This window comes from Lysinibacillus sp. FN11 (assembly GCF_024628845.1).
In the GTDB taxonomy this organism is placed as follows: domain Bacteria; phylum Bacillota; class Bacilli; order Bacillales_A; family Planococcaceae; genus Lysinibacillus; species Lysinibacillus capsici.
In genome coordinates, this window is record NZ_CP102383.1 from 928891 (window position 1) to 950325 (window position 21435).

A 21435-nucleotide genomic window follows, 5' to 3' on the forward strand; every position below is an offset into this window, starting at 1 on the left:
TATTTATATATTTATTTTTTCATTAATAAATTTAAAAGCCTTACTATTAAGGAAAGCAGTTGTAATTATTATTTACGTGCCGATTTTAAAGCTTCTGAAAATTCTTTTTCGACATTATAGCTACGTGCTAACTTTTTAATTTTCCACTTCTTTTCGTTTGTGTCTTGAGCCTTTTCGAATTGCATTTGATCATCTAATTCATTTTCTAAAGTCTCCAAACGCAAAAACTCAGCAACCATTGTGTTAATATCTGTACTCATTTATATTTCCTCCTAGTTTATAACTTTTAGTGGTTTATGTATTTACTTACTTAAATATAGTTTACCACGAAAAATAAATCTAAACAATATATTTTTATAATTATGTTATTAATTGTTAAGTAGTGAGGAAATAGGGAAGGGAAGTAAAAAAAAAGACTAACTATATCAGCTAGTCAGGTTAAACTTTTTAAGCTGTTCAATTGCTTCGTTCTCAGCGTTTAAGAGTTTGTTATTTAAAGCTTCCAATATTTCTTGATTTAATTCTTTGCCTGTAGCTTCAAACGTTTTCCATAGGCTTAATTCGTCCTTGTAATGACAAGTAATTAAACGAGTAACTACTTCTAACGTATTATCATAGTCGATAACTTTAAAAGATGCACTATAAACTTCATTTTTCTTTGTGAAACTATTCCATTTAGTTTTAAATAAAACAACATTGTTTCCGATTTTAAGATGCTCATACATTATGTTGTCACCGTTTTCTTTATCAGGTTCAACTACTTCTAATGAAGTTAAAACGTCAGTTATTGTACCTTTATAAAATTTAATGTATGTGTCAATTGTTTTTTCTTTTTGAACATTTTTATACAACTCATTAGATACTTTAATCTTTCCTAAACCTTCGCATTGGAAACAAACACCGTCTGCAATATGTTTGTATTTTACTTTTCCAGAACCTTTGCAACGATCACAAATTGCTGTATTTGTCATGTTCTATTCACTCCTTATAAATTCTTTCTACATATATTATACAAAAATCCAACATGTAATACAATGTATTTTATGTATTTAATAAAATAAAACCACCAATAATGGTGGTTAGATCATAACGCATAGATATTCATCTGGATATGATTCTAGGCTGTTCTTTAACTCATTTAAATTATGAGATATAGAATTTATTTTATCTAAGACTGTATCTCTATAAAACATTTTATCAATTGCAAATTTTTTACCTTGAAGGAATTCTTTGTAAAAATCATCTTCTATAAAACCATCATAATCACTACTGTATAGTTTATCTTTCCATCCTTCAAGTAATTGTTCATATATCTTATTGTATTCTTCATAAGTCTTTTCAAATTCACCATTTTTCAATACTTCAGTTAAATAGGCTTTTGATTTATCTTTGTAAGAGACTTTAATTTTATTTTCCTTGCACAATTTAACGATTTCAGCATGAAGTTTTATTAACTTTTTTAAATCATGTTTGATTATCTTCTTATGATTAATGTATATCATGCCATAAGAAGTATGTACCGTTAATTGTTCATTTGTTAAAATTAATTCTTTGATATTTGGCAAACTCATTATCGTTCACTCCTTATGTATTTTGATATCTAAAAATTCACCTTTTGATTCTTTAACGTTATCTTGTATAAACTCCAATACATTTAGCATTCCATCTGCTAGTCCACTATAATACTCTTTAGTGTCTTCAAATTTACTATTTTCCTGAGACTGTAAAAATGACTCTCTTGATTTATTTAAAAAGGATATTAACTTTTTTGAATCTATACTATTCTTACTGTAATCAAATACAGCAATATAATCTGCTTCAAAATCAAGGCCTGTTACATTTACCACATCAATAATATCATACACTTTTCCATTCGAACCTAGATCATTCAATAATTCAACCTGAATTTCACTGTCACCATACTTATTTAAATTACTTTCTAAATGCTTTATTAAATCAGATTTTAACATTGTCTTCATAATCATCCTTTATGTTTAATTTTTTAGATAAAAAGCATATATTACAAAAAATAGAAGGGAGGTATTAGCTCCCTTGATGTTATTTTAGAACTTTTCAGCTAATGCGCCATTTACATAAACTTCAGCACAGTAAATATTTTCTTCTTGGATTTTAACATGTAGTTCATTAATTAAACCAAAAGCTAGTAATACATTAGTTACGTCAGGTTTTAATAGAATATTGATTTCTAATTTAACTCCTCCAGAGAACATTCCATCGGATTCAGATAGCTTTATTGTAAAGTCATCTGCAAAAGAATCATTAATTTCATCTACATTTAATAGTTTTTTGTAATGAGGATTATTTTGTAATTGTTTATTGCCTTCTTTGATGACTTCGATAATACTAATAAATATTGGACTATACAGTGCAGTTTCGATATCTAATTCAGAAGCGTCATAATCTTCTAATAAATCTTTAAAATTATCATTGATCACTTCTACACATTCTTCCGATAAGTTTTCAAGTAAGCGTTGTTCCAATTCCGTGCGAAAAATTGATTTTAAATCGATTGTATTTGTCATTTTTAAATCCTCCTAAAATTTAATATGTAGCTTTACTATTACCGTATTTAAAATTTAATCACAATAAACAATGTAGGTTTATATCTGGCTTATTTACTCTGATTAAATTTTAATAAATCTTTTTCTTAATTCTTTTTATACACTAGTACACATAAAACAAAATTATTTTATATGTATTTATTTATTTAGAAGTATACTACTGTAACTACTCCAGTGTATTTACTTGTAGAAACTGCTTTACTTTCAAATCCATCCATAATCATGAACTCATTAATATCATGTAATGCTTCTTCATATTTAGTTTCATTTGTAAAAGTTTCGATTTCGTAGTAGTTTATCAATTGTAAAACCTCCAATTATTTTATGTAATTATATTATAATTATTATACACGTTTTATTTCTTTTTCTTAATTCTTATTATACACTACTATAAATAAAACACAATAGTTTTTATGTATTTATTTAATTAATTTTCGAAAGAATAAATACAAACATCAAAATTGCTAGTGCATTGACTGATAAAGCTACCTTATAAAACGATACTTTGTCATGTGAATCATCTTCTGGTGTCCAAAAATAATTGTCAATTACAGCTATACATTTTTGCATCAAGTTACTTTTCACCTCACTTTATGAATAGGGTAGAGATACTTTACTCTTAGTAATCATTTAACTTCTTCTATCTTTATCAATTCCCATAAACCATCATCTGCAAATGTTCCAATAAACTTTTTACCATGATGCAAGGTAGTTGTATCAATTGTAAAATTCTTATCTGTCTTAAAATCATTCAATCCAACAAAGATAACATTTTCTGTTTCGGCTTTTGGATCAAGGAAGAAATGTCCTTCTTTATTGCTGTACATATAGAATAATTCAGTTTGGTTGACTTTTAAGTTGTTTGATTGCACCTGTGAGCATTTATTTGAAGCATTACTTACTTCTTTAGCTGAAACATCTGTACTTGTAATTAATCCAGTGAAAAGTGTAAAAGCCGTAACGATTGAAAGTAAAATGTTTTTGATATTCATTATTAATTACCATCCTTTTGTATTTTATTATTTTAAGAAGAGAGGAGGGAAGAACCCTCCATTTTTTAATAAGTACGTACTGGCAAAATTAATTGCATAGCTTTATAGTCATTTGATAACGCTACAAACGGTCTCATGCTTCCACTAAATCTCATAGAAGTTTTAGGCTCATTAATCGCTTTAATTGCCTCATCAAGATATACCGCATTCATAGAGATTTTCAAATCTTCTCCTTGTTTTTCTCCTTCTAATTTAGCAGTCATTGATCCTATTTCAGGACTATTTGTATACATTTCAATTTTACCGTTTAGTTCCATACGAATTACATTGTTACGATCTTCTTTTGCTATTGTGGATAGCATTGATACGGACTCAATTGTTTGTTTGCTATCAATTTTAATTTCTGTCGTATAGTTGTCAGGAATTAGCCGGTTAACATCAGGGTAGTTACCTTCAATATTTTTAATAAATAAATTCACATCATCAAATTGTATTAAAGTATAATTCTCATCGATTCCAATAGTTATTGATTTAGTGTTCTTATTGAGCATCTTAATAGATTTTTCTAACATTTTACCGTCAGGTACAACATCGATGTTTTCTAATTCGGTATCAATTGTGTAACGTCCTAAACGGTGCGAGTCAGTACCTACAAAGTTAAGTTTGTTGCTATCTGTACGAATACTAATACCTTTTAAAACTGGTCTTGAGTCGCTTTTAGCTACTGTAAATGCTGTATTGCTGATAATGCGCTTATATTCATTTACATCTAAATTCATGTATTCGAATTGTGCTTTAGGTAAAAGAGGGTAGTTACTTGAGTCATCGTACATTAACTTATAATCAATATTTCCTGCCTTAATACTTGACTGGTTATTGTCTAGTGTTTCAATCTCGATGTTGTTTGCCTTTGACTTCTTTAAAAAGTCGGTAAACTTTTTATAACTTAATACTAGCGATCCATTTGTTTCAGTATGAATAGTTTCTATTTCAACGCTTGCAATTGCTATTGTACTTCCTCCGATAAGTTGTAATTTACCATCTGTTGAAGTCGAAATCTTTACTCCAGTTAAGATAGGTATACTAGTCTTACCGTCAATAATATGACCTAACTTTTTAAGACCTTCTAATAATTCGATGCGATTAATTGTTGTTTTCATAATTAACATTCTCCTTTAGTTTATGTATTTTATTAATTAATTTATTTTGAATATAATTTTAATTAGATAATATTTACTTTTTATTTAAACAACTCTAATTAAATATTTATCGATACCCATTCTTTCAGAAAATTGTTTAATTGCTTTTTTCTCAGCTTCAAGCAAGTTGTCAGCATGAACCATTTCTGTACTTTCATAATAAAATGAAAAAGATTGTGCAATTAATTCGATTTTATATTTATTCATTTTAATACTTCCTTACTTAAAAATATTGCTCTATCTTCATATTGAAACCTCCTCATACGATCCTATTTCATATTTTACTTTTCCAAACGACACATACACCTTACCATCCATGAATTGCATATTTTTAATTATTGTAATCATTTTCATACCGTTTTTAATTGCTGAGAAATATAGTCGTTTACCACTTGTTTCATTCAATCTTAATTCATTATAAGAATATTCTTCATATTTTCCATTGTGTTGTATATTGTTAGTATGAAGTAATACATTTATTTTGTTTGCCATTCTTATTTCTCCATTCGTTTTATATTTTATAAAATAGTATTTTTATTTAAGCTCCTACAGCGTTTATTTTTCGTTCTGCTGTATTCACAATACATTTGATATTATTAATTGTTAAAGCCCAATTACGAGCCAGTAATTTGTTTTTCTTGTCTGTAAGCTTATCATGTAACTTTATTAATGCATCTGATAGTAGTTCTTTAACATCCCTTAATTGTTGCGCTGCTTGATTATAGTCTTCTTTAGCTACAGTTATTGCATTAGAAGCTAATTCTTTAAAGTGCGTAACTAACTGTACAGTTGTTGAATTTTCTATTTCTAAATCCTTGATTTGATCCTGTTCAATTAAGTTTGAGTAGTGTTCAGTTAACAAAGTAACAATTTCATCTTTATGCATTTTTCGCTTTTCCTCACGGTTGTACCACGCTAAGCCTTCTTTGTTTGCTGCTATTTGTAATTCCTTAGCTGTCATACCAGATAGTGCGCTGATTTTGTTTTGTAATTTCATTTTTATTTCCTCCTAAAGTTTATTTATGTATTTATTTGTTTAACTTGAGTTTATCTTATCACTTTAAAATATCTCCGTCAACATAATTTATATATTTATTTAAATAAAAAGTTTGATTATCTAGTTCCACAAGGATTATTTCAATAAAATATTTAGTTTCTACCTATTAAAAGCAATTTTTAATTATAGCTGCAAAGATAATGGTCTTCTTATTTAATCACCAGATCAATTTGCCAGAATAAATCTAATTAGAAAAAAAGAGAATTAAAACTGGATCAACAAACAACTAATTCAAATTAATTCAAATACATGTGAATAAATAAGAAGGAAGTAGTCAAGAATAATTAATACTTCCAAAATATACAAAAATAAATATAAAAAACACTTGTATCTTACTGGTATCTTATATATAATTTACTTATAGCTTACAAGTAAGATAAATTTCGGTTAGAGTTCCAATAATCTACTTAGAGTAAGGTTAAAGCTATTTCAACTCGATTATTCTTTAGTTTATTAAAAATATAAAATACATAAAAATGTAATTTTTTATTGATAATTGGAATATTGATATTAAAATGAGCTAATCTTACAAAGAAACAAGTTAAGTTGTTGTGATATAATTTGTATGAATAAATACTTAAAATGATAAAGGAGATATAAAACATGATGGATCAATTAAAATTAGTTGTTAATAATGCAGCAGATTACACTACTGGGGTTAGTTATAATAAGTACGAAGTATATAATGCTTTATTACAAATGAGTAATGAGGTTAGAGAAGAGTGTATTAACAATATAAATAAAGAGTATGGTTTTGAATTAGTGGATAAATATGATTTTGCTCGTTATGAAATCTCAGTAAATAACTCAGATGTAGAAGTTGAAGTTCCAGCACTATTTACACCAAATTTTACAAAGGAAGAAGTTGATTATTATAAGGATCAAATGAAAGAGCTGCAAAAGGGGTACATGAAGTTATTAGCTAATTAATATATATAAGCAGTAGTCATTTCTAAATTACAATAGTTGTTTGATCAATGTGAGCCAACGCTTAGTTAATCATTCAAAGATGGCAGTATTTGAAAAATCAAAACTGTAGAATTAAAAAATCAAAATCGTAGAATTTTACATTTAGAGAATTAGGATATGTAGAATGTTTAATACGAATATAGAGATAGACAAAATCTTGATTTATTAATTGTATGATTTTGAAACGTCAATCGTATAGAATTTTTGATTTACTTTAACCACACTAAAATTAAATATAAAAATACATAATTGTATTTGACTTTAATTTTAGACGTATGGTAATATCAGGTTAAGTATAAATGGAGGCAGCAACTAATTATAAGTACAAATTAATATTTGTAGTTGGAAGTTGTATACCATTTCAGCATCAAGTAAAATTGATCTATAAAAGTATAATATTATCTAAAAAGAAGGAGTGTTAGAAATGAAGAAAGTAACGACTGAAGTGCATGTAATTGAAATTTTAGGTGTTAAACAAGAAGTAACAATTGTTAAGAAATCATAATAATTAATATCAGCATTTTATGAGAGAAGAAATGGAGATGTTTTAAATGGTTAAATTTGAGAAATATGACAAAGTAGAATTAAACAAGGATTTAAAAGACTACGATCTGTTAGAAGGCGAAACAGGCATGATAATGGGTTATAACGAAGAAGATGAGTTATACGCTGTTCGATTTGATTTTGACGATGAAGACGAAGATCTTTTACATGACTGTAATGGATTGGTAAAGGATAACAAAGGATTGTGGCTAGATGATTCAGTATTAAGAAAACGATGGTGATAATCAAATAAGTCTATTGCAAATATTTTAAAAAAGGGGTAAAACAAATGAAAAAAGAACTTAGGGACGTTGTTTCATATGTAGCAGGGAGCATTATATCTAATAAGAAAAAAACTTCAATATATTCGTATGATAATGGTAACTACATTCAATTTTCTGGACAGTTATCTGCTGAAAGAGTCAATGTGTATGATAATCAATTAAATAATTATATTACAGGAAATAAAAGTGGAAATACCTTTAAACTATATCACCACTCAATTGGTAATTTTATAGATTTGACAATAGATGGCGATAAATTTAAAGGATATGATTTTTCATCTGGACAATTTTACAATGGAACTGTGAGAGGTAACAATATTAACCTTTATGATTTTGAAGATGGGAGATATCATAATTATACTTTGTAAATATAATCTACATAGCTCGAAGGAAGAATAAATAAATCAATATCCTTTGAGTTATGTAAAATGAAGTTATTATTGAAAGGATGGTAAATATGAATTTGAAAGCTGTAAAGATAAACGGTGAGGATATGTGGATTTCAAGTAATGTTATTCCACTTTTTCTTTATCCATTAAATGAACATAAAGCATTTACCAAAAGCGACTTATTAGCCATTGAGAAAATAAGTCATGGACTTTTAAAATTAAGACTGACCAATGGTGAAACTTATACAATAAAAGGCGATCTTGAAGAAATTTACAAAGAGTTAAATAGAAAATAAAAATTATTAAAATAGAACTATTATTTAAAAGGAGCGATAATATGAAAAGGTATGCGATTGGACTTTGTAGTTTTGAAGAGGATATTGAGGTTGTGATAATTGAAGCAGAAAATGAAATATTTGCAATGCATAAGGCAGTAGCTAATAAATTTAATTGGCAAATGAAAGAAGATGAAGTATCACTAATAGATAGTGTAGATAAGGCTATTGATTTTTATTTACAAGGTGATGTGAATATATCCAGACCCGTACAGGTTTAATAAAACACATCTTTTACTCAATATTAACACTAACTATATACTAGTTACGTGGTACAATGCCCATAAGCTACATACATCATTTATTGATGAATAATTAATTAGGGGTGTTTGTATGGATAAAAAGATTAAAAATAACATCATCATTTTCACAATTTTGCAAGAACTAAGATGGGCAAGTTTGCGACACACATCTTTAGAAGTCAGAATTTTCTCTAAAGATTTATTGGAGAAAGTTGAATATGAGTTGACTCATTGGAAAGATGGTTAAATAGGATAGCGATTTTAATTATTTCCATTACGTATAAGCTCATTTTCTTTAAAAGATGATAAAATATATCAAGCACACTATAAATGGCTTTAAAATCAACGTAAATAACTAATTAGCACATAGAGGAGAAATATAGATGACAACATTAAAAGTATCAAGTAAATCAAATCCAAATTCATTAGCCGGAGCAATTGTAGCAACTTTAAGAGAAAATCCTAGTATAGAAATAGCTGGTGTTGGTGCTGGTGCAATTAATCAAGCAATAAAAGCTATCGCTGTCGGTGAAGGTTTTGTAAGACCTGAAGGTAATGAATTGGTCTGTATTCCATACTTCGAAAATATCACAATTGAAGGAGAAGGTAGGACTTCTATAAGATTGAGAATAGAAAAGAGAAAGATGTATTAAATTATTCAAAATTTAAATTGTGAAGGAGGTGAAGTATCATCTAGTCTATATAAAGGTGAAATAAAGGAAAATATAAATATGAAAATACATAAAAGGATTTAATTAATATGAGTAAGGAGAAAAGAATATGGTTACAGATACCAAATGAAATAATACGCAACACGGGATTTAATATCGATGAAAAGTCATTTGCTATTTATGCATTTTTACTTTTCAAAAGGTTTCAAGCTTACAATAATGGCGAAATAGATGTTTTACTTAAAGATATAAAATTTGTGACAGGGATTACAGATAACAGAACCGTGAAGAAGTGTTTTTCAATTTTAAGTGATCAAGACTTAATTAGGGTTGATTTTGATAGTTTACCAATTAATAATCCAATACATTTTAAAATGTTAAAACCATATAAAGAAAACTACTTTACGCAAATACCTTTAAATTTACTAAAATCATTAGATACCATTGGTGTAATTGGATTTAGATTGATGTATTATTATGAGTCGTTTATTAACAGAGAGAATGTAACTAAACAATTTTGTTACCCTAGTTACGAAACTATTCAAGAGGATTTAGGTATAAGTAATTTTTCTGTAACGAAATATAATAAACTATTAGTAAAAGAAAAACTAATTACTATTACAAAACATAAAGTAGAGTATGATCCATTTGGAGATGGTGGATTAGAAAGATTCAATAATCATTACAGTGTAAATTTACATATGATATAGAAAGTGGAAAAATTTCACGATTGGAATTTTACCTGAAAAGGTGAAATTTTAAATCGTATATACTGGTTATTAATGATTATTAAATATTCTTCTTTATACACAAAGAATTTTGCAACCTTTAATGGTAATTAACTTTGAGAGATGTTGCATTTCAATTAGCAATAGTGGTAATTGGCTTTATTAATGAATTTAGGTGCTATCAAGTCTTTAGAGAGCTTTTGTCTGAATAGTATACAAAGTGTGCTTAAAAGTATTAAAACGTCTAAAATCAATTGGAATCAATATTAAAAGTTAAATGAAAGATAGATATTAACAAAAGAGAGGAAGAATCATATTGGAAGTACCAAAGCAATGTCCTTACTGTAACCACGATATTGTATTTACTTCAAATAAAGAGCTATATGGGAAAGAGTATGGTAATGGAAAATGTTATTTATGTAGAAACTGTAAAGCGAGTGTAGGCTGTCATGACAATGGTAAGCCATTAGGAGTATTAGCGACTAAAGAAATGAAAGTACTAAAAACTGCTTGTCACGATCTATTTGATATTGTCTGGAAGAAGAAATTATTAGGACGTAGCGAGGTTTATCGAAGAATGTCAATCTTATTAGGAATCGAACAGAATCAATGTCATTTTGATTATTTCGATATTCCAATGCTAATGAAAGCTATACATATTATGTTGAACCCACAATGGTTTCGAGAGATAAAGTAGACTTATATAATAGCTGAATATTATAAAGTAAAATACATAACAAAAAGGAGAATAATGTATTTTGAATATTTTAGAATTAGTCAATAAAAGTCCATATAGTTGTGATTTAGCAGAGTGTGAATTCCTTTTAAATCATTATAAAGGTTTAGACAACTTTTATGATTTTGATATGAAAATAAGAGCGTTAGAGCGTCAAATAAAGAAGCTAACAAAGCCAAAAACCATTCCTCAATGGGAACTGGATGCAATAGAATATATAAAACTTACTGAAAAGTGGGAGTCTTTAGGTTGCTATTTTAAAAGTAATGAATATTATTGTAAATGGTATTACAAAGATAAAGAATTTTATATGTGGTGGAGTGGATCTCATATTTCAGACAATATTATAAAAGCTAGAGAAGCTGATAAATTATTAGATGAAATGATATTTCAAAATGAACTTTACATAGGCGATATTCCTGATTGTCCTAAAGAACTTACTCAAGAGGATGTAACTAAAGCAATTAAAAATTATACAGAGTTTGTTAATAAAAATAAGGAGGACTGTTTGGATGAATGAATTAAAGCCTTCCAGAGAAGAATTAGCTGATGAAATAAAAGTTCTGAGAGGATATATTCATGAAATATCGGAAGTGTGGCATAGATATTACATAGATGGAGATATTTCAAAGAAAAAGTGCATTAATAAAGTAAGTAGAGTTCTAAATAAGTATTATTCAAATGAAGAAATAGGTTTAGATATATCCGAATTAACACATGAATTGTTTAAATAATAGTCACGTATTATCAAAGAAAATACAAAAAAACGGAGGATTAATAAATGACACTAGAACTAAAAAATGCAGATACTATCGAGAGTGGGTTAGATTACATGAATCGTCGTAAGCTGAATGATTTACTAACGGACTTTTCATATCGAACGAATGTGAAGATTGTAAACTATGTATCTAATGAAGTTCTGTTCAAAAGTACTGTAGCACGTTATCATCAATCTGAATTAAAGCAACAAGGATTAGAAGTTGAAGTAGCCGAAGTGTTCGACGGTCAGTTTGTAATCAAGGTTTTATAAAATATTTGTTTTAATAAATATAAATACATAAAAGGAGAATTCAAATGTTTAATAAAAACTTTTATCCTACGCCTGATGATGTATGTAGAGATCTACTTTCATTAGGTGGAAGTATAGGAAGTAATATTCTAGAACCATCAGCAGGTAAGGGTGATATCGTAAAATACATAATATCACGAAAACGTCATTATCAAACTTACAAAATTGATGTTATTGAAACTGATCCAGAATTACGAAATTTGTTATTTGGTTCAGGATATAATGTGATATGGGAGGATTTTCTTACATTTGAATCACATAAGGAGTATACTGACATTATCATGAATCCACCTTTTGATGAAGGCGCTAAACACTTATTAAAAGCGATAGAGGTAGCAGAAAAACAAATCAGTACAAATTGCCAAGTATTTGCGATTGTAAATGCTGAAACAATTAAGAATCCATTTTCAAATGAAAGAAAATTGTTAGTGAATAAATTAGAATTATACAATGCTAAAATTGAATATAGACATAATGCTTTTTCTGACAGCGAGCGTAAAACAGACGTAGAAGTAGCATTGATATACTTAAATGTTGACACACTCACTAAAGGTTGTGATTTATATGATCGAATAATGAAGGGTTTTAAAAAGAAAGACACCACAAACATAGAACGTGGACTTTCTACACAAGTGCATTCACAGGAACTACAGCAACGGTTAGATGACATTGAAAGATATGTAAATGAATATGAACAAGCTGTAAAATTAATTAAATCATCCTATGTTCAGATGCATGAACGAAAACAATTTCTGAATTATTTAGAAAGTGTTAACAAATTTGATCACAGTATGTTAGGTGTAAATAAATTAGAATATACATATGCATTATTGAATCAAGAAATACACTCATTACGATCATTGTATTGGAGAAAAATTTTAAATACAAAGAAGATTAGAGACATCCTAACTAATGGAGGTATTGAGAAATTAGAAAAGCAAATTGCTATGGCTGAAAATATGGAAATTAACATGGTGAATATTGAAATGTTAATTATGTCATTGCAATACAATCAAAAGGATTTATTGATAGATAGCTGCGTTGCTTTGTTTGAACGTATTACAAGATATCATATGAATGAGTATAGCAAGAACCTACATTATTACAATGGATGGAAAACTAATAATGCATTCAAAGTTAATCCTAAGATAATCATTCCTATTAATTACGGAGGGTTTGATCTTATGTTTGGGGCTTGGATTAAGGATTCGTATAATAAAATTGATTATAAGATTAAAAGTTTAATAGATGATATTGTGAGAATGATGCAGTTATTTAATTCTGAAATCAATAATGAATTCGAAACAGATGGTAATAATGAATTTGAAACCGATTGGTTGAAATTTAAGATATTCAAAAAAGGCACAATACATATTTGGTTCAAAGATTTAGACACTCTCTCAAAATTTAACTATGTATGTGGTCAACATTTCAATTGGTTGCCACAAGAGGAAGAAATGAATGATCCTAAAGCTAAAGAATTTGTAATGAAGGAATTTGGTAATATTAATACAGAAAACTTACTGAGTAATGCTATATAGATAAAATAAACAACTGAGACGTAGGATTAAATTTCTTACGTCTTTTAATTAAATAAATACATAATAATAGTTGTATTTGCATTATTGTTGTGGTAATATTTAGGTAGATAAGATAAGGAGTGATTCAAAATGAATGAACGAGATAGAATTAAATACATAAAAGGATTATCAGATAATGGATTAACACATGAGATCAATCATCAGGATATAAAATTTTTAATTGATATTGCAGGAAGGTTAGAGAAAGTTGCAAATGAATTTAATCCTACATATTCAGAGGGACAGGAAAAACATTTAGCTGATGCATATAAAGAAGCAATTAAATGAAACCAATATTTTAAAGAAAAAATAGGAGGAACGGAGAATGGCTAAATTATCAATTTCACAGTTAGAAAAGATTCAGAATAATTTTGATGCAGATGGAGGTATCCTTATGATTGTTCATGATGAAAGTCAATATGTTGGAGATGTTTATAATATTAAGATTAAGCCGAACTCATTTATTAATACTGAATATCATCTAATCAATTTATCTAAACAATGTATAGACATGATTAAACAAATTGCAGGAGATGGAGTATCGTTCAATAACACACATACTACTTTTTGGATTCAGTAAAATCATGCTTTTATGGAAACGGTTGAAACAAGTTGAAAGGTAAATGAGGTGAACTATATGGTTGAAGTAGATGAAATTGAATACTGCGAAATTTGCAAAGAGCCGTTAACGGATGAAGATCAAGCTTATGAAGGAATTTGTGATTATTGTGGAGATGGGAATGTTATTTAACTAGACACTCAGACTAAATTAAACATTACATAATACTAAACTTTTATGAAAGGATGATTGATGTTGAACTGTCCAAATGAATTCGGAATATATGATTCTATGATAGAACTAAGGTTTCCTGATCACATGTTAAAAGAAAACGGTGGGTATTATACGAATAAAGTCGGTTGTCAAGTGGACTGTTGTTTAGTTAACGAAATCAAACAACTATGGGAAAATGGAGTTGTTACAACAGGTTCATGCTGTGGTCATGGTCTTATTCAGGGAATGATAAATGTGACCGAATCAAGTGTAGATTTAATGTTTAAGCTTGGATATGAATTAATAGACGTACCGAGTGGGTGTTGGAATTATTCATTCGAGCCAAAGACTAAACATAATAATGATTCATAAAAAATAGAGTGACGAATGGTATGAAAAGGAATGCTACTTTTTAATAACATTCCAAATAGTGATGATTTTATCCAGTAATTCTTCATCTGCATGAACTAATTCTTTATGAAAATTCTTCAATTTGGTTACAGAGGATTCACTATGAAACAATGCTTTATTATTAGTACTTCCAAAAAGCAAATAATCAACACTAACATTTAAAATACTTGAAATTTTTATTAACATGTCAAAATTAGGTTCTCTGTCACCAGATTCATACCTAGATAATACTGTGTTTGACACTTCTAATTTTTGTGCAAATTCGATTTGAGAAAATCCTTGTGATTCTCTACATTTTCTTAATCTTGAATGGAATGACATATTACTTCACCTCTAAAAAATTATAACATGTAAAGGAGAATTGGTGATGAATAAACCATATACAATTATTTTTAATTTAAAAGGTAAAGCAGCAGTTGTAATTGATAAAAATGTTGCAGACGATGAAAGTAAAATGATTCAACGATTTATAGACGATGGGTATACAATTCAAGATGTTAGCGAAGAAGAATATAAGTCTATACTGAAGAATGGGAATTTTAGTCCGTTTTAATGAAAGAGACTTATTATTGAAAGGAGTATGATCTTATTATATTCAAATTAACAAAAATACTATTGTATTTGCTAGGGATTACTGTTTATATATTTCCAATATCAATTTTTATAGGAGTTATAAAGAATGATGGAATAAGCTTCTTCACTGGAACACTTACTGTAGGTATTTTAATTATTTGGAGTTTGATTATAATCTGGTGCGTTAGTAGGGTCGGTAAAGTTTTTGATGAAGTAATTCATTGGATTCTGAATTATAAAGATTAAATAACTAGATTTATTATTAAAAATACATATTAAAGGATTGATAAAGTGAAAATTGATTACATTTCAGATTTACACTTAGATTTTCATATAAAGCATAATGGGAATTATGAAAAATGGGAGAATAAAACTCAGTTATTCTTAGAAAAGTTGTCACCAGACACTAAGGGAGAAGTACTAGTTATTGCGGGTGATTTATCGCACTATAACATTCAATCGAAATGGTGTTTAGAGTACTTTTCTAAACAGTATGAGCATGTATTCTTTGTATTAGGAAATCATGATTACTACTTAGTTTCAAATGGGCAGCGTGATAAATATAAGAAGAATAGTAAAGCACGTGAGTATGAATTGCAAAGTTTAATATTCCATTTAACGAATGTAACTATGTTATATAATTTTAAGCCTTTCATTTATAAAGGTTTAAAATTTTCTGGATCAACTTCGTGGTATCCTTTGACGGAATTTAATGTTGTCAATTTCTTCAATACAGCATCAAATGATTCACGCTTAATTTATGGAATGAATATTGGAAACGAAAATTATCATGAAGGTTTAGCATATGAAAATATGGAAGAAGTAGATGTATTAATCACACACGTACCTTCTATATTGATTAATAGCCATCATAAATATGGTAACTCATCGTGCTATTTAAATGAATTAAAGCAGATAAAGGCAAAGCATAATATATTCGGTCATTGTCACGAACAAAGCGTGTACGATAAAGCAGGAATTAAATTCTACATTAATGCTTTAAGCTATCCGAATGAATGGGCGAATCACATGAATCCACTTGAGTACAGCAAGGAAGAACGTCAGAAATTTGCTTCAAAGTGGAATACGATTAAGTCATTTGAAGTTAAATAATACGTAACAGGAGTGAGTTCAATGATTAAAGTAAAACATTTACGCAAACGTGCAGAAGATCGTTTAGAGATATCTAAGTCAAGAAAAGAAGGCTACGGTTCAAATACAATACCAATGTTTAATGAAGATGGTAAATTCAATGAGCGTAACTGGAATGGTGGAGATGATATTATTCGTCAGTATACAGGTTACCTTATTCATGAAGTTGAAGATGGTAAGGAGTCAAAAGAGTTTGCTGTTAATACAAGCAAAAGTAGTGGATATGAAGGAAGATTTTTAGCTACTCACTCATATCAAGAAGATTACAATTACATACAAATTACAACTCACTGGTATGGTTACAATGGTGATGAGAGTACAAATTGGAAGTTTGATCAATTCTTAATCGTTCACTATAAAAATAGAGGTAATACTGATTTAGTAATGAAAAATGGAAAACTTATAAATATTAAACAATATACGAAGCTGTTGAACATTATTGAAGGTACAGGATTTAAGTTTGACGTTAAATAATATTGGATTTTTATTTTAATAAGGGAGGACTACTGTATGAAGATATCAAAGAAAGAATGGGAAGAACAAGTAGAGAAGAAAGAATGGTATTACCTTGTTGAAAATTACGGTAGTAAAATAACAAAAGGTATTTTAGCTAATTCATATTATTTCTTTAGACCATTAAAAGAGAATGGAGAACTAGAGAATTTCAGCAGAAATTGCAACAGCAAAAATTTATTCAAAGAGTTAGACAAAGCAGAAAAGAGAGCTAAATATCTAAATAAGATTTACTATGAATTATTTAAATATAAGCCTTTTTTAAATGAAGAATTACTTTCGAATAATATAAATAAGTTATTAGAAATTGAAAAAAGTATTACTGAAGGACTATTAGATTATCCTAATTTTGAAGGGATTGATTTCTGTGATGTGAGTGCAGGGGGTATTAATATTCGAGGTCATCATAAAGAAATTAGTGGTTATACATATGGAAATCAACCAAAAATTGAATACGATTTTTCAAACTATAAAGAGGTTGTAGGAGAGTTTATTGAAATGTGGAAAAATCAAGACACTCCAGAAAAAGTAAAAGGAGAACAGTGGTTTATTAGTCAAGGTGAAAAGTATGGTTGGGATTAATTAATACAGTCATTTTATTAAATAAGAATGGAGGAAGTGTCTAAATGTCTTTATTTCCGATTGAAGAAATAAGAACGTGCAGCAAATGTAGTAATAGATACGTACATACAAGCAATGTAGTAGAGTTTGATTTAGGTAATTCTAAATGTGAGCAATGCAACGGGTATGCGGATTATGAATTTACTACTCATACATCTACTAATAAATCAGGAACAGTACTAAGTCATAAAACGAAAGGAATATATAATAATGATTAAATGGTACATAAGGAAAGTAGTTAAAGAAATGATTCTAAAAGGTGACTTGAAATTTAAGTTAATGAAAGGTGCAAATGTTGTTGAGACACCAAATAACAAATATTTAAAGAGGTATGACACTATAAAACTACATGTCACTGACAAAGACGGGTCACCTATTGCTATTACAGAAACTAGAATGGTTGATGTTGTTTTTAATAGAAATGACATTGAATAAAAACAAAGTATTATAAAAAAATAAATAAAAGGAGATAAATTGATGAACAATGAATTAACAGTGAAAGAAGTGGATTTTCAAGGATCAACACTGATGGCGGTACAGAGCATTAATGATGAAAAGATTTACGTTGCGGTTAGTTGGGTTTGTGACGGTATAGGGTTGACAGAAAAACAAAAGGATGCACAAGTAAAGAAAATTCAAGAAGATTTAGTTTTGAAAAGTGGAGTTAAAAAGCTTCCCCTCAAATTTAAGGGGCAGGGTAGAGATATTATATGTATTGAATTAGAAGTGCTTCCACTTTGGTTGGCTAAAATTTCTATCACTCCAAAGATGCAAAGCGAGTCACCAAATGTTGTCAATAATTTAATTGAATATCAACTGAAAGCTAAAGATGTACTAGCAGATGCATTTATCAGAGGCGTTAAACAAACAGTTCCAACTACATACAAAGAAGCTCTATTAGCGCTAATTGAGAATATTGAAGAGAAAGAAAAGTTAGAAGAACAATTACAAATTCAACAGCCTAAAGTAGAATCGTTTGATACATTTATCGATGCTGACGGATATCATAACATTGAAAAGACAGGTAAACTATTGGGTAAAGGTAGAAATAAAATGTATGAATTTTTACGTGATAATAAAATTTTGAAATCAGATAATATTCCATATCAACGATTTATTGATTCAGGTTATTTTGTAGTTAAAGAAAATACCATAACTAAAGGTTCATTTGTTAAAGTACATAGTCAAACATTTGTTACGCCAAAGGGAATTACATACATTGAAAAATTAATGAAAAAGAAAAATGAGGTAGCAGTTTAGATAAAACGAGCCTATTATGAAAGGTTGGAATATGCGATGAAAAAGACAAAATTGTTCTTAATCGGTTTTACTACATTAGCATTATTATCAGGATGTGGAGATGAAGGGAAGCATTTGGTTGACGAAATTAAATATGACTTATCATTAGAATATGATGTTCCTATTTCAGAAGTAGAAGTTAAAACTATTGAATATGGATCTACCATATTTACAACCAATCAATTTGAAGTGTCTATTGCTTCTAAAGAAATCCACATGAGACTTATTGAAAAGAATGGTACTGGTAATAACTTTACAAGAGTTAACATTAAGTAAAATGAGAATATTATAAAACAGTTTGGAGGTATGTAATGAATAAATATTTAGTGGAAATAGATTTACTTATAAGTTTCATACAACGAAAAATTGATAAAGAGAATTATGTGATAGAAATTGATAATGATTTGTTTGGCTATGGTATTGGAGCTAAAGAGGCATACAGTACTGTTTTGAGTTTTTTAGAAAGAATCAAGCGTGACATTGATAAAGGAGAAAATACATAATGAGTAAATTTGTAAAAGCATGGATAAGTGTTGGGCTTATTTCAGCATTTCTTTTAGTTTCACTATTATCGTTTATAGGTGGAGTATTCCTTACTGGATATTCAATAACAACAAATCCAGAAGCATATGAGGATATTGTTTGTGAAAAATAATAAGGAGTGAAATAATGTTTGGAAAATCATTTAATTCAGTAACAATTAACGGTAAAACAATAAATGTAAAAGGTAATAATATTTCAGTAATTAATAATAAAATTTATGTTGACAGCAACATTATTAAAACAGGTGAATTATCAGGAGACGTACATATAATTGTAGATGGGAATATAAATAAATTAGAAACAGGAACTTCTGCAACAATTAAAGGTGACGTATTAGGCGATGTTAAGAGTGGGACATCAATTACATGCCAAAATATTAATGGTTCAGTTAATGCAGGAACTTCAGTAAGCTGTGGTAATGTTGGTGGAGACGTGAAAGCAGGTACAAGTATTTCAATGATGAAATAAAGGAGGACAATGTAATGAACACGTGGTTTACAAGTGATACACACTTTCATCATAAGAAAATTTTAGATTTTGAAAATCGACCTTATTCTACTGTAGATGAGATGACAGAGGATATGATCAATAAATGGAATAATCAAATCAATTATAACGATATTGTCTACCACCTAGGCGATTTCTGTCTAGGTAACTATGAACAGACAGTAAATATTCTGCAGCGTTTAAACGGTAAAATTCGATTGATTAAAGGCAACCATGATTACTCTAAAACATGGTCTAAAATTAATAAATTGCATTTAGTTGATGAGTATCATGAAGTTGGAATTGAAATTAAATACAATAAGCATTCAATGTGGTTAACTCATTATCCTATGGAAATAGGATTGCGCCCAAGAAAGTGGAGTATATCTGGACATATTCATAGTGAGCCTAACACCTATTTAAATCAACTTAATGTTGGAGTAGACAGTCCAATATTTTCACATAAACCATTTGGAGAGCTTATACATATCGATGAATTATTTAAGGTTATGGATGAACGAACACCAGAGATTGAACAGAAGTTTTTAGAAATGCGAGCAATCTAATAATAGTTATCTATTATAGTAAATGCATAAAATTTAAAAAGAATGGAGAAAACTTATAATGACAAACAAAATTGAACAGTTTTTAAGTGAAAAATTTGGAGAAGTGCGAGCAATTAAAGAAAATAAAATTATTTGGTTTGTAGCGAAAGATGTCTCACAAGTATTAAAATACACAACGACACAAAAAGTAACTGACAAAGTGGATGATGATGATATTGTTAAGATTCCAAGAAGCAACTTACCGAACTTGGGTAACTTGAATACTAAGGGTGGTAATCATGTAACTTTCATAAATGAAGGTGGGTTATATCAGGTTGTAGGTTCTATTACAAAGAAAGACGCAGAGCGTTATACGTTGTCACGAGAGTTCAAACGCTGGATTACTAATGAGGTGATTCCGACATTACGTGAGACAGGTGCTTATATCGAAAAGGATCGTGAGCAAGAGGTAGTTGATAAATATTTCTATGGGTTAAGTGATGAGTTAAAACTGCAAGTATTTAAAGAGTTGCAAAATAATAATGAAAAATTAAAAGTAAAAGCGGATAAACATGATAAGTTTTTAAATATCGACAGCACGTATAACTTTGTTGAAGTAAGCAAGATGCTATCAACTAAAGCAGATGAAGAATATGGTAATAAGTTTAAAATTAGTGGAATTGCACTGACTAAATATTTACGTGAAAAAGGCATACTAAGTAAAACTAAATCAGGAAAATCTTATACAAATTTACCGAATCAACCATATGAGGAATATTTTGATGTAGTTTCACGTAATGTAAATGATGATTTCAGTAAATCACAAACACGAGTGAAATCTTCTGGTATTGATATGATTTATGAAGAATTAGTATTAGATGGATTCCAATTGAACTAATCCGATCAAGATTTTATACATAGCAGCAGTAAGAGGGCTTTCATTGTTAGTTTTGTAAAAATGATAAATACATAAAATGAAAGAGTTTGTGGAATTGAGCAGAATTATACCTATTATTTGTAGTGGTATTGAAAATTCATTCTACAAACTCTTTCTTATAATATTTCCCTTTTATAAAATTAATTATATAAATACATATTTAATTGTTGATTTTATGTATTTATTCAATTATACTTAGGTTAAGAA

40 protein-coding genes are annotated in these 21435 nt (G+C 28.5%); 27 read left to right on the forward strand and 13 right to left on the reverse strand.

Going from position 1 to position 21435, the window contains the following annotated elements:
• Positions 1 to 68: 68 nt before the first annotated feature.
• From NP781_RS04495 to NP781_RS04550, 12 genes are all read right to left on the reverse strand, one after another.
• A complete protein-coding gene (locus tag NP781_RS04495; protein ID WP_257521509.1) occupies positions 69 to 260 on the reverse strand; it encodes a hypothetical protein in 192 nt (63 codons plus the stop codon).
• A 165-nt stretch (positions 261 to 425) separates the two neighbouring features.
• On the reverse strand, positions 426 to 971 hold the full coding sequence (locus NP781_RS04500) for a hypothetical protein (RefSeq protein WP_257521510.1): 546 nt from the start codon (positions 969 to 971) through the stop codon (positions 426 to 428).
• 108 nt (positions 972 to 1079) lie between these two features.
• Positions 1080 to 1571 (reverse strand): hypothetical protein, encoded by a 492-nt coding sequence (locus NP781_RS04505; protein WP_257521511.1) that lies wholly within the window; start codon positions 1569 to 1571, stop codon positions 1080 to 1082.
• 6 nt (positions 1572 to 1577) lie between these two features.
• Positions 1578 to 1970, reverse strand: a complete 393-nt coding sequence (locus NP781_RS04510) for a hypothetical protein (protein ID WP_257521512.1) — start codon at positions 1968 to 1970, stop codon at positions 1578 to 1580.
• A 93-nt stretch (positions 1971 to 2063) separates the two neighbouring features.
• Positions 2064 to 2543, reverse strand: a complete 480-nt coding sequence (locus NP781_RS04515; protein ID WP_257521513.1) for a hypothetical protein — start codon at positions 2541 to 2543, stop codon at positions 2064 to 2066.
• 185 nt (positions 2544 to 2728) lie between these two features.
• Positions 2729 to 2884 carry a hypothetical protein gene (locus tag NP781_RS04520; RefSeq protein WP_257521514.1) on the reverse strand — a complete coding sequence of 52 codons (156 nt, stop codon included), beginning with the start codon at positions 2882 to 2884 and terminating at the stop codon, positions 2729 to 2731.
• 121 nt (positions 2885 to 3005) lie between these two features.
• Positions 3006 to 3155: a hypothetical protein gene (locus tag NP781_RS04525; protein ID WP_257521515.1), complete on the reverse strand. Its 150-nt coding sequence runs from the start codon at positions 3153 to 3155 to the stop codon at positions 3006 to 3008.
• Between the two features lie 53 nt (positions 3156 to 3208).
• On the reverse strand, positions 3209 to 3574 hold the full coding sequence (locus tag NP781_RS04530) for a hypothetical protein (protein WP_257521516.1): 366 nt from the start codon (positions 3572 to 3574) through the stop codon (positions 3209 to 3211).
• 65 nt (positions 3575 to 3639) lie between these two features.
• Complete coding sequence (gene dnaN, locus NP781_RS04535; RefSeq protein WP_257521517.1) at positions 3640 to 4734, reverse strand: DNA polymerase III subunit beta; 1095 nt, start codon at positions 4732 to 4734, stop codon at positions 3640 to 3642.
• 84 nt (positions 4735 to 4818) lie between these two features.
• Entirely contained in the window at positions 4819 to 4980 is a 162-nt protein-coding gene (locus NP781_RS04540) for a hypothetical protein (RefSeq protein WP_257521518.1), read from the reverse strand.
• A gap of 36 nt (positions 4981 to 5016) precedes the next feature.
• Positions 5017 to 5265 (reverse strand): hypothetical protein, encoded by a 249-nt coding sequence (locus NP781_RS04545; protein ID WP_257521519.1) that lies wholly within the window; start codon positions 5263 to 5265, stop codon positions 5017 to 5019.
• Positions 5266 to 5311: 46 nt separating this feature from the next.
• On the reverse strand, positions 5312 to 5770 hold the full coding sequence (locus NP781_RS04550) for a hypothetical protein (protein ID WP_257521520.1): 459 nt from the start codon (positions 5768 to 5770) through the stop codon (positions 5312 to 5314).
• A 663-nt stretch (positions 5771 to 6433) separates the two neighbouring features.
• Here NP781_RS04550 and NP781_RS04555 point away from each other — a divergent pair.
• The 15 genes from NP781_RS04555 (at position 6434) to NP781_RS04625 (ending at position 13956) form a co-directional block, all read left to right on the forward strand.
• Positions 6434 to 6760 carry a hypothetical protein gene (locus tag NP781_RS04555; protein ID WP_257521521.1) on the forward strand — a complete coding sequence of 109 codons (327 nt, stop codon included), beginning with the start codon at positions 6434 to 6436 and terminating at the stop codon, positions 6758 to 6760.
• Between the two features lie 590 nt (positions 6761 to 7350).
• Positions 7351 to 7584 (forward strand): hypothetical protein, encoded by a 234-nt coding sequence (locus tag NP781_RS04560; protein ID WP_257521522.1) that lies wholly within the window; start codon positions 7351 to 7353, stop codon positions 7582 to 7584.
• Between the two features lie 47 nt (positions 7585 to 7631).
• Positions 7632 to 7994: a hypothetical protein gene (locus NP781_RS04565; protein WP_257521523.1), complete on the forward strand. Its 363-nt coding sequence runs from the start codon at positions 7632 to 7634 to the stop codon at positions 7992 to 7994.
• 89 nt (positions 7995 to 8083) lie between these two features.
• Positions 8084 to 8311, forward strand: coding sequence for a hypothetical protein (locus NP781_RS04570; protein ID WP_257521524.1), 228 nt, complete (start codon positions 8084 to 8086; stop codon positions 8309 to 8311).
• 41 nt (positions 8312 to 8352) lie between these two features.
• The gene (locus NP781_RS04575) at positions 8353 to 8571 is read left to right on the forward strand and encodes a hypothetical protein (RefSeq protein WP_257521525.1); all 219 of its coding nucleotides are present in this window, start codon (positions 8353 to 8355) and stop codon (positions 8569 to 8571) included.
• A gap of 112 nt (positions 8572 to 8683) precedes the next feature.
• Positions 8684 to 8839, forward strand: coding sequence for a hypothetical protein (locus NP781_RS04580; protein ID WP_257521526.1), 156 nt, complete (start codon positions 8684 to 8686; stop codon positions 8837 to 8839).
• A 136-nt stretch (positions 8840 to 8975) separates the two neighbouring features.
• Positions 8976 to 9245 carry a stage V sporulation protein S gene (locus NP781_RS04585; protein ID WP_257521527.1) on the forward strand — a complete coding sequence of 90 codons (270 nt, stop codon included), beginning with the start codon at positions 8976 to 8978 and terminating at the stop codon, positions 9243 to 9245.
• Positions 9246 to 9352: 107 nt separating this feature from the next.
• Complete coding sequence (locus tag NP781_RS04590; protein WP_257521528.1) at positions 9353 to 9973, forward strand: hypothetical protein; 621 nt, start codon at positions 9353 to 9355, stop codon at positions 9971 to 9973.
• Between the two features lie 334 nt (positions 9974 to 10307).
• Complete coding sequence (locus tag NP781_RS04595; protein ID WP_257521529.1) at positions 10308 to 10688, forward strand: zinc-finger-containing protein; 381 nt, start codon at positions 10308 to 10310, stop codon at positions 10686 to 10688.
• Positions 10689 to 10749: 61 nt separating this feature from the next.
• Positions 10750 to 11247 carry a hypothetical protein gene (locus NP781_RS04600; protein WP_257521530.1) on the forward strand — a complete coding sequence of 166 codons (498 nt, stop codon included), beginning with the start codon at positions 10750 to 10752 and terminating at the stop codon, positions 11245 to 11247.
• On the forward strand, positions 11240 to 11461 hold the full coding sequence (locus NP781_RS04605) for a hypothetical protein (RefSeq protein WP_257521531.1): 222 nt from the start codon (positions 11240 to 11242) through the stop codon (positions 11459 to 11461). The genes NP781_RS04600 and NP781_RS04605 overlap by 8 nt, the downstream gene beginning before the upstream one ends.
• Before the next feature lie 47 nt (positions 11462 to 11508).
• Positions 11509 to 11757 carry a hypothetical protein gene (locus NP781_RS04610; protein WP_257521532.1) on the forward strand — a complete coding sequence of 83 codons (249 nt, stop codon included), beginning with the start codon at positions 11509 to 11511 and terminating at the stop codon, positions 11755 to 11757.
• 44 nt (positions 11758 to 11801) lie between these two features.
• Complete coding sequence (locus tag NP781_RS04615) at positions 11802 to 13337, forward strand: DUF4942 domain-containing protein (protein ID WP_257521533.1); 1536 nt, start codon at positions 11802 to 11804, stop codon at positions 13335 to 13337.
• 129 nt (positions 13338 to 13466) lie between these two features.
• Positions 13467 to 13664, forward strand: a complete 198-nt coding sequence (locus NP781_RS04620; RefSeq protein ID WP_257521534.1) for a hypothetical protein — start codon at positions 13467 to 13469, stop codon at positions 13662 to 13664.
• A gap of 37 nt (positions 13665 to 13701) precedes the next feature.
• Positions 13702 to 13956, forward strand: coding sequence for a hypothetical protein (locus NP781_RS04625; protein ID WP_257521535.1), 255 nt, complete (start codon positions 13702 to 13704; stop codon positions 13954 to 13956).
• Between the two features lie 597 nt (positions 13957 to 14553).
• On the opposite strand, the gene NP781_RS04630 is transcribed toward NP781_RS04625, so the two are convergent.
• Entirely contained in the window at positions 14554 to 14880 is a 327-nt protein-coding gene (locus NP781_RS04630) for a helix-turn-helix domain-containing protein (RefSeq protein WP_257521536.1), read from the reverse strand.
• A gap of 43 nt (positions 14881 to 14923) precedes the next feature.
• On the opposite strand from NP781_RS04630, the gene NP781_RS04635 reads away from it, so the two are divergent.
• The 12 genes from NP781_RS04635 to NP781_RS04690 all read left to right on the forward strand — a co-directional run bounded on the left by NP781_RS04635 (position 14924) and on the right by NP781_RS04690 (position 21189).
• A complete protein-coding gene (locus NP781_RS04635) occupies positions 14924 to 15112 on the forward strand; it encodes a hypothetical protein (protein WP_257521537.1) in 189 nt (62 codons plus the stop codon).
• A gap of 311 nt (positions 15113 to 15423) precedes the next feature.
• Positions 15424 to 16245, forward strand: a complete 822-nt coding sequence (locus NP781_RS04640) for a metallophosphoesterase family protein (RefSeq protein WP_257521538.1) — start codon at positions 15424 to 15426, stop codon at positions 16243 to 16245.
• Positions 16246 to 16266: 21 nt separating this feature from the next.
• Positions 16267 to 16758 (forward strand): hypothetical protein, encoded by a 492-nt coding sequence (locus NP781_RS04645; RefSeq protein ID WP_257521539.1) that lies wholly within the window; start codon positions 16267 to 16269, stop codon positions 16756 to 16758.
• A gap of 36 nt (positions 16759 to 16794) precedes the next feature.
• Positions 16795 to 17379 (forward strand): hypothetical protein, encoded by a 585-nt coding sequence (locus NP781_RS04650; protein ID WP_257521540.1) that lies wholly within the window; start codon positions 16795 to 16797, stop codon positions 17377 to 17379.
• Between the two features lie 249 nt (positions 17380 to 17628).
• Positions 17629 to 17853, forward strand: coding sequence for a hypothetical protein (locus tag NP781_RS04655; RefSeq protein WP_257521541.1), 225 nt, complete (start codon positions 17629 to 17631; stop codon positions 17851 to 17853).
• Between the two features lie 42 nt (positions 17854 to 17895).
• The gene (locus tag NP781_RS04660; protein WP_257521542.1) at positions 17896 to 18678 is read left to right on the forward strand and encodes a phage antirepressor KilAC domain-containing protein; all 783 of its coding nucleotides are present in this window, start codon (positions 17896 to 17898) and stop codon (positions 18676 to 18678) included.
• Positions 18679 to 18714: 36 nt separating this feature from the next.
• Complete coding sequence (locus NP781_RS04665) at positions 18715 to 18993, forward strand: hypothetical protein (protein WP_257521543.1); 279 nt, start codon at positions 18715 to 18717, stop codon at positions 18991 to 18993.
• 35 nt (positions 18994 to 19028) lie between these two features.
• Positions 19029 to 19220, forward strand: a complete 192-nt coding sequence (locus NP781_RS04670) for a hypothetical protein (RefSeq protein WP_257521544.1) — start codon at positions 19029 to 19031, stop codon at positions 19218 to 19220.
• Positions 19220 to 19372, forward strand: coding sequence for a hypothetical protein (locus tag NP781_RS04675; protein WP_257521545.1), 153 nt, complete (start codon positions 19220 to 19222; stop codon positions 19370 to 19372). The genes NP781_RS04670 and NP781_RS04675 overlap by 1 nt, the downstream gene beginning before the upstream one ends.
• 14 nt (positions 19373 to 19386) lie before the next feature.
• On the forward strand, positions 19387 to 19728 hold the full coding sequence (locus NP781_RS04680) for a hypothetical protein (RefSeq protein ID WP_257521546.1): 342 nt from the start codon (positions 19387 to 19389) through the stop codon (positions 19726 to 19728).
• A gap of 14 nt (positions 19729 to 19742) precedes the next feature.
• Positions 19743 to 20312 (forward strand): metallophosphoesterase family protein, encoded by a 570-nt coding sequence (locus tag NP781_RS04685; protein WP_257521547.1) that lies wholly within the window; start codon positions 19743 to 19745, stop codon positions 20310 to 20312.
• 58 nt (positions 20313 to 20370) lie between these two features.
• Positions 20371 to 21189 carry a BRO family protein gene (locus NP781_RS04690; protein WP_257521548.1) on the forward strand — a complete coding sequence of 273 codons (819 nt, stop codon included), beginning with the start codon at positions 20371 to 20373 and terminating at the stop codon, positions 21187 to 21189.
• Positions 21190 to 21435: the final 246 nt, after the last annotated feature.

What these genes read in the sequence shown, in the direction of transcription:
- NP781_RS04495 (WP_257521509.1), bottom strand. Translation starts at nt 260, where the DNA reads ATGAGTACAGATATTAACACAATGGTTGCTGAGTTTTTGCGTTTGGAG.
- NP781_RS04500 (WP_257521510.1), bottom strand. Translation starts at nt 971, where the DNA reads ATGACAAATACAGCAATTTGTGATCGTTGCAAAGGTTCTGGAAAAGTA.
- NP781_RS04505 (WP_257521511.1), bottom strand. Translation starts at nt 1,571, where the DNA reads ATGAGTTTGCCAAATATCAAAGAATTAATTTTAACAAATGAACAATTA.
- NP781_RS04510 (WP_257521512.1), bottom strand. Translation starts at nt 1,970, where the DNA reads ATGTTAAAATCTGATTTAATAAAGCATTTAGAAAGTAATTTAAATAAG.
- NP781_RS04515 (WP_257521513.1), bottom strand. Translation starts at nt 2,543, where the DNA reads ATGACAAATACAATCGATTTAAAATCAATTTTTCGCACGGAATTGGAA.
- NP781_RS04530 (WP_257521516.1), bottom strand. Translation starts at nt 3,574, where the DNA reads ATGAATATCAAAAACATTTTACTTTCAATCGTTACGGCTTTTACACTT.
- dnaN (WP_257521517.1), bottom strand. Translation starts at nt 4,734, where the DNA reads ATGAAAACAACAATTAATCGCATCGAATTATTAGAAGGTCTTAAAAAG.
- NP781_RS04540 (WP_257521518.1), bottom strand. Translation starts at nt 4,980, where the DNA reads ATGAATAAATATAAAATCGAATTAATTGCACAATCTTTTTCATTTTAT.
- NP781_RS04545 (WP_257521519.1), bottom strand. Translation starts at nt 5,265, where the DNA reads ATGGCAAACAAAATAAATGTATTACTTCATACTAACAATATACAACAC.
- NP781_RS04550 (WP_257521520.1), bottom strand. Translation starts at nt 5,770, where the DNA reads ATGAAATTACAAAACAAAATCAGCGCACTATCTGGTATGACAGCTAAG.
- NP781_RS04555 (WP_257521521.1), top strand. Translation starts at nt 6,434, where the DNA reads ATGATGGATCAATTAAAATTAGTTGTTAATAATGCAGCAGATTACACT.
- NP781_RS04560 (WP_257521522.1), top strand. Translation starts at nt 7,351, where the DNA reads ATGGTTAAATTTGAGAAATATGACAAAGTAGAATTAAACAAGGATTTA.
- NP781_RS04565 (WP_257521523.1), top strand. Translation starts at nt 7,632, where the DNA reads ATGAAAAAAGAACTTAGGGACGTTGTTTCATATGTAGCAGGGAGCATT.
- NP781_RS04570 (WP_257521524.1), top strand. Translation starts at nt 8,084, where the DNA reads ATGAATTTGAAAGCTGTAAAGATAAACGGTGAGGATATGTGGATTTCA.
- NP781_RS04575 (WP_257521525.1), top strand. Translation starts at nt 8,353, where the DNA reads ATGAAAAGGTATGCGATTGGACTTTGTAGTTTTGAAGAGGATATTGAG.
- NP781_RS04580 (WP_257521526.1), top strand. Translation starts at nt 8,684, where the DNA reads ATGGATAAAAAGATTAAAAATAACATCATCATTTTCACAATTTTGCAA.
- NP781_RS04585 (WP_257521527.1), top strand. Translation starts at nt 8,976, where the DNA reads ATGACAACATTAAAAGTATCAAGTAAATCAAATCCAAATTCATTAGCC.
- NP781_RS04590 (WP_257521528.1), top strand. Translation starts at nt 9,353, where the DNA reads ATGAGTAAGGAGAAAAGAATATGGTTACAGATACCAAATGAAATAATA.
- NP781_RS04605 (WP_257521531.1), top strand. Translation starts at nt 11,240, where the DNA reads ATGAATGAATTAAAGCCTTCCAGAGAAGAATTAGCTGATGAAATAAAA.
- NP781_RS04610 (WP_257521532.1), top strand. Translation starts at nt 11,509, where the DNA reads ATGACACTAGAACTAAAAAATGCAGATACTATCGAGAGTGGGTTAGAT.
- NP781_RS04615 (WP_257521533.1), top strand. Translation starts at nt 11,802, where the DNA reads ATGTTTAATAAAAACTTTTATCCTACGCCTGATGATGTATGTAGAGAT.
- NP781_RS04620 (WP_257521534.1), top strand. Translation starts at nt 13,467, where the DNA reads ATGAATGAACGAGATAGAATTAAATACATAAAAGGATTATCAGATAAT.
- NP781_RS04625 (WP_257521535.1), top strand. Translation starts at nt 13,702, where the DNA reads ATGGCTAAATTATCAATTTCACAGTTAGAAAAGATTCAGAATAATTTT.
- NP781_RS04630 (WP_257521536.1), bottom strand. Translation starts at nt 14,880, where the DNA reads ATGTCATTCCATTCAAGATTAAGAAAATGTAGAGAATCACAAGGATTT.
- NP781_RS04645 (WP_257521539.1), top strand. Translation starts at nt 16,267, where the DNA reads ATGATTAAAGTAAAACATTTACGCAAACGTGCAGAAGATCGTTTAGAG.
- NP781_RS04650 (WP_257521540.1), top strand. Translation starts at nt 16,795, where the DNA reads ATGAAGATATCAAAGAAAGAATGGGAAGAACAAGTAGAGAAGAAAGAA.
- NP781_RS04655 (WP_257521541.1), top strand. Translation starts at nt 17,629, where the DNA reads ATGATTAAATGGTACATAAGGAAAGTAGTTAAAGAAATGATTCTAAAA.
- NP781_RS04660 (WP_257521542.1), top strand. Translation starts at nt 17,896, where the DNA reads ATGAACAATGAATTAACAGTGAAAGAAGTGGATTTTCAAGGATCAACA.
- NP781_RS04665 (WP_257521543.1), top strand. Translation starts at nt 18,715, where the DNA reads ATGAAAAAGACAAAATTGTTCTTAATCGGTTTTACTACATTAGCATTA.
- NP781_RS04670 (WP_257521544.1), top strand. Translation starts at nt 19,029, where the DNA reads ATGAATAAATATTTAGTGGAAATAGATTTACTTATAAGTTTCATACAA.
- NP781_RS04675 (WP_257521545.1), top strand. Translation starts at nt 19,220, where the DNA reads ATGAGTAAATTTGTAAAAGCATGGATAAGTGTTGGGCTTATTTCAGCA.
- NP781_RS04680 (WP_257521546.1), top strand. Translation starts at nt 19,387, where the DNA reads ATGTTTGGAAAATCATTTAATTCAGTAACAATTAACGGTAAAACAATA.
- NP781_RS04685 (WP_257521547.1), top strand. Translation starts at nt 19,743, where the DNA reads ATGAACACGTGGTTTACAAGTGATACACACTTTCATCATAAGAAAATT.
- NP781_RS04690 (WP_257521548.1), top strand. Translation starts at nt 20,371, where the DNA reads ATGACAAACAAAATTGAACAGTTTTTAAGTGAAAAATTTGGAGAAGTG.